Genomic DNA, 1683 nt, shown 5'->3' with positions numbered 1-1683 from the left:
AGATACATACACCCCCCGGCTCGGCCATAGCCTCGAGGCGCGCGGCGATGTTGACGCCATCGCCGTAGATGTCATTTTCCTCTACAATGACATCACCGAGATTGACGCCGATGCGAAACCGGATGTGGCGGGGGTCGGAGGTGCCCGGGTCTCGGACAGCCATCCGGCGCTGAATCGCGGCAGCGCATTGGACGGCATCAACGACGCTGGCGAATTCGACCAGCGCCCCGTCTCCCATGAGCTTGATAATCCGACCGTGGAATTCCTTGATCGCGGGGTCGACCAGTTCTCGACGGCAACCCTTCAGTCGTTCGAGCGTGCCGACCTCATCCTCGCCCATGAGCGTGCTGTAGCCGACCACGTCGGCAGCAAGGATCGCGGTAAGCCTTCGCTCCATACCTGCCTGCGCCCTCCTTGGTCGATCAAGCGGCTCCGCGCAGCCTATTCTAGTCCCGCATCGGACGCGAGTGTGTGCGTCCGTTATGACGCGCGTGTGCTTCTACTGAACAACCGTAAAGTGAAACACCTTGCTCGAGTTGACGAAGGAATAGCCGCCGCCTCCATCGTCGCGGCGTTTATAGACGGGACCACAGTCGGGGCGACCGAACATATTCTCGCTCAGCTCGCACAATAAGTCGCCATCGACACGGACGGTCTCGGTGACCAGCCGCGTCGTGGAGCGGAAGGCTGCCTTGCCGTCGCTCCCGATCTGGAGGAAGGCTGGTTGAAGACCGGGCTCAAGCTGACCCTGCAGAGTATGGCCCAGCACCAGCGAGGCGATCTCCTTGCCCTTCAAGCGGTTGTGCTCATCGCCGGTGAAACCGAACGGCCATTCGGGCAAGCCCGCCTGCTGCAACGCGTCGACGATGAGAGCCAAATCCTGCGGGTTACGATATTGGGCACCGTTGAGTCGGTATGCGGACAATGAATCGAAACCTGGTGTGGACATGGCACCTAGCCCCTCGGCCACTGCCGCCCTGGCATCCTGCAGGCGGCCGGCGCGGGCGTAGGCGGCACCAAGCGTGATCGTGAAATCTCCGACTGACGGCGCATCGTCGCGGGTGCGTTCGAGGGCCTCGATCGCCCTGTCGTTGCTCCCTTGAATTAGAAAGACCAGACCGGCAATTTGCCGGTTTACAGGTGAAAGGTTGGGATCGAGCCTGAGCGCCGTCTCGACCGCTTCGGCAGCCTCAGCATGACTGCCGGCGAACAGTTGCACGTATCCCAGGGCTATTTGCGTCTCAGCATCGCCGGGGCCGAGTGCGACGGCTCGCTCGACCGAAGCGATGGCTTCCTCGTAGCGGCGATCCACGACCTGCATGATCCCAAGAATAGCATAGGGCGACGAAAGGTCAGGCTCGAGTTGCAAAGCTCGGCTCGCCTTCTCATAGGCGCGCTTGCGCGCAGGTGCGCTCTGCATGATGTCATTGAACGATTCACGCCAGATATACACCGTCGTGCTTGCATCCGCCGCGAAGGCTTCCGCAAAAGCGGGGTCGAGCTGCTCGGCCTTGTCGTAGAGCGTGAGCGCCTCCCGCAGGCCGTCGCGCCGACCGGTCCGTGCTGTCTGCTCGGCACGAAGATAGAAGTCGTAGGCTTCGAGATTGCTCGTCGGCGGCCGCGCCATGCGCTCGCTTTCCGCTGCCGAAGGTTGCATGCCAAGCGCCTTGGCGATCTCGCCGC

General features: G+C 62.2%; 2 protein-coding genes. Both read right to left on the bottom strand.

Going from position 1 to position 1683, the window contains the following annotated elements; genetic code table 11:
* The coding region (locus NKJ78_RS30720) for an adenylate/guanylate cyclase domain-containing protein (protein WP_352562814.1) at positions 1-397 on the bottom strand (397 nt) is incomplete at its 3' end.
* 102 nt (positions 398-499) lie between these two features.
* A partial coding sequence (locus tag NKJ78_RS30715) for a tetratricopeptide repeat protein (RefSeq protein WP_352562813.1) occupies positions 500-1683 on the bottom strand: 1184 nt, incomplete at its 5' end.

It is taken from the genome of Mesorhizobium sp. M0037, from assembly GCF_040323635.1.
In the GTDB taxonomy this organism is placed as follows: Bacteria; Pseudomonadota; Alphaproteobacteria; order Rhizobiales; family Rhizobiaceae; genus Mesorhizobium.
This window is presented reverse-complemented; position numbering and strand designations above follow the sequence as displayed.